Annotated in this window: 1 protein-coding gene and 1 pseudogene; both read right to left on the bottom strand. The window is 71.7% G+C overall.

Annotated features, from left to right (window positions below):
• Window positions 1-27 precede the first annotated feature (27 nt).
• Complete coding sequence (locus tag EHS43_RS40670) at window positions 28-3,042, bottom strand: glycoside hydrolase family 38 C-terminal domain-containing protein (protein WP_125195561.1); 3,015 nt, start codon at window positions 3,040-3,042, stop codon at window positions 28-30.
• 50 nt (window positions 3,043-3,092) lie between these two features.
• Window positions 3,093-3,340, bottom strand: a pseudogene (locus tag EHS43_RS40675) (endo-beta-N-acetylglucosaminidase); the annotation flags it as partial.

A 3,340-nucleotide genomic window follows, 5' to 3' on the forward strand; every position in this document is an offset into this window, starting at 1 on the left:
CCTCCGGCCCATCCCGCCCCTCGCCGCTCAGGCCCTCGTGAACCGCAGCGTGACCAGCTCGAACGGCCGCAGTCGCAGGGACACTTCGTTCCCCTCCCGCCGCAGCGAGGGGGCATCGTCCGACGGCCGTTCCAGCAGGTCCGTGGCCGTGACCCCGGTGACCTCGAAGCCCGCCCTGACGGTGGCCCGCGCCCGTCCGCCGTGCGCCTCGTGGAAGCGGACCACCACGTCCCCGCTGCCGTCGTCGGCCAGTTTGACGGCCGTGACGACGACCGCGTCCTGGTCGACGGCCACCAGCGGGGCGACCTCCCGGGAGCCGCGTACCGAGCGCTCCGGCAGATTGATCCGCCAGCCCTCGCGCACCGCGTCCCCGATCCCGGCCCCCGGCACCAGCGCGTGCCGGAAGCGGTGGACGCCCTGGTCGGTCTCGGGGTCGGGGAATCGCGGGGCGCGCAGCAGCGAGGCCCGGACCGTGGTGGTCGTGCCCCGGTCGCCGTCCGTGCGCACGGTACGGGTCACATCATGGCCGTACGTCGAGTCGTTGACGATCGCCACACCCCAGCCGGGCTCCTCCAGGTGTACGAAGCGGTGGTTGCAGGCCTCGAACTTCGCCGCTTCCCATGAGGTGTTGGTGTGCGTGGGCCGGTAGAAGTGACCGAACTGCGTTTCCGACGCGTACCGTTCGGCGTGCAGGTCGAGCGGGAAGGCGAGCTTGAGGAACTTCTCCGTCTCGTGCCAGTCGACCTCGGTGTCCACGAGCAGCCGCCGCTCCCCCGGCGCCAGCGACAGGAGCTGGGTGACGCGGGAGGCGCCGAAGGTCCTCGTGATCCGCACCCCGTGCCCCTCGGGGGCGATCTCGTCCACGTCGGTGAGATCGGTGACCGTGTGCCGGTAGAACTCGTCCACGTCCCAGGCGTCCCACATGTTCGGGAAGTCCGGGTGGAGTTGGAGGAGGTTGCCCGCCCGGTCGGGTGCGATGGTCTCCCGGTCGGCCTCGATGTCGTACGTGGAGACGACCAGGCCCCGCGCGTCGATCTCGACCCGCAGGATGCCGTTGTCCAGGACGTGCCCACCGCCGGGACGCTCGGTCAGCGTCGTGCGGCCCTCGACGACCGCGGGACCGGCCCCGCCCGCCGCGACCGCGCCCCGGCCGTGGGGTGCGGAGTTGAAGAGCAGGTCCCGCGTCCCCTCCCCCGCGAGCGCCCGCTGGGCCGCGTCGATGATGCCGTTCAGCTCGTCCGCGAGCCGTTCGTAGGTGCGCCGCGCCTCGCGGTGCACCCAGGCGATGGAGGATCCCGGCAGGATGTCGTGGAACTGGTGCAGCAGCACCGTCTTCCAGATGCGGTCCAACTCCGCGTACGGGTAGGGGAATCCGGTCCGTACGGCCGCCGTCGCCGCCCACAGTTCGGCCTCGCGCAGGAGGTGCTCGCTGCGGCGGTTGCCCTGCTTGGTTTTGGCCTGGCTGGTCAGGGTGGCGCGGTGGAGTTCGAGGTAGAGCTCGCCGACCCAGACGGGCGGTTCGGGGTACTCGGCCTCGGCCTTCTCGAAGAACTCCGCCGGCGTCTCCCAGACGACGGTCGCCGAGCCTTCGAGGTCGCGCAGGCGGGCCGCCTTGGCGATCATCTCCCGGGTCGTGCCGCCGCCCCCGTCCCCCCAGCCGGTCGGGGCGAGGGAGTGCCGGGCGACGCCCTTGTCCTTGAAGTTCTTTGCCGCGTGGGCGATCTCGCCGCCCTTCATGGAGCAGTTGTAGGTGTCGACGGGCGGGAAGTGGGTGAAGATCCGGGTGCCGTCGATGCCCTCCCATCGGAAGGTGTGGTGGGGGAACTTGTTCGTCTGGGACCAGGAGATCTTCTGGGTCAGCAGCCACTTGGAGCCGGCCGCCTTGATGATCTGCGGCAGCCCGGCCGCGAACCCGAACGTGTCCGGCAGCCACGCCTCCTGGTTCTCGATGCCGAACTCGTCGAGGAAGAACCGCTTCCCGTGCACGAACTGGCGGGCCATCGCCTCCGAGCCGGGCATGTTGGTGTCCGACTCCACCCACATGCCACCGGCCGGCACGAACCGCCCGTCGGCCACCGCCTTCTTGACCCGCGCCCACACCTCGGGCCGGTGGTCGCGGACCCACGCCCACTGCTGGGCCTGGGACATGGCGAACACGAACTCCGGCTCGTCGTCGAGCAGCGCGGTCATGTTGGAGGTGGTGCGGGCTACCTTGCGGACCGTCTCGCGCAGCGGCCACAGCCACGCCGAGTCGATGTGGGCGTGGCCGACGGCACTGATGCGGTGGGCCGAGGGGACGGCCGGCTCCGACAGGACCGTCTCCAGCCGTACCCGCGCCTGGGCCGCCGTGCCGTTCACGTCCTGGAGGTCGATCGCGTCGAGCGCCTTCTCCACGGCCCGCAGGATGTCCCAGCGGCGTGCCGACTCCACCGGCAGTTCGGCCATCAGCTCGCCGAGCACCTCCAGGTCGAGCACCAGTTGCCACACGGTCTCGTCGAGGACGGCGAGGTCCATGCGCGCGAGCCGGTACTGCGGCTCGCTGCCCGCGGTCTCCTTGTCACCCAACTGCGTGGGAAGGAAGGGGTGGTAGTCGAGGATGACGGGGTTGGAGGCGGCCTCGACATGCAGGCACACCTCCTCGCCGCCCTCCACGGGCGCACCGATCCGCACCCACTGGTTGCGCGGGTTGAGGCCCTTCACGGGGGTGCCGTCGGGCCGGTAGACCAGACCTTCGCACTGGAAGCCGGGCATGTTCTCGTCGAAGCCGAGGTCCAGGATCGCCTCCACGGTCCTCCCGGCCCACTCCTCGGGGACGGTCCCGGTGACCCGGAACCAGCTGGTGCCCCAGGGGGCACCCCAGCGGGCGCCCACGGCGATGGGCTCCGGCTCGGCCGCCAGGCCCTCGGCGACGGGCACCGGCTCGTCGGGCGCGTGCCACACCGCCACCTCCAGCGGTACGGACTCGGGGTACACGGCGGGGCGGATGCGCTCGTCGAGGACCCGCTTGAGGCGGGCCTCGACCAGACTGCGGTCGTCATGCATGCGGGGTGCTCTCCAGGATTGCGGGGGGTTACCAGAGGTGGGTCACGCGGTCACCAGGGATGGGTGACCGTCACGGGGGCCGACGAGGTGTAGAGCTCCCCCACGGCGCGCAGCTCCAACCGCGCCTGCCGCTCGCCCTGTTCGGGGCGCAGGCCCGCGACGAAACAGGCGCGCTGGCAGGTGCCGGCGAGGAAGCGCCGGGTGCCGTCGGGCAGGAGCCGGTGCAGGGTGTAGTGGCGCACGGCGCCGGGGGCCGGGTTCCACGCGAGGCGCAGGTCGCCGCCGGACGCGGCCGTGA

Origin of the sequence: Streptomyces sp. RP5T (genome assembly GCF_003933965.1) — a bacterium.
Lineage (GTDB): Bacteria > Actinomycetota > Actinomycetes > Streptomycetales > Streptomycetaceae > Streptomyces.

Bases quoted from the DNA above. Each gene is read 5' to 3' on its own strand.
- EHS43_RS40670 (WP_125195561.1), bottom strand. From the start codon at position 3,042: ATGCATGACGACCGCAGTCTGGTCGAGGCCCGCCTCAAGCGGGTCCTC.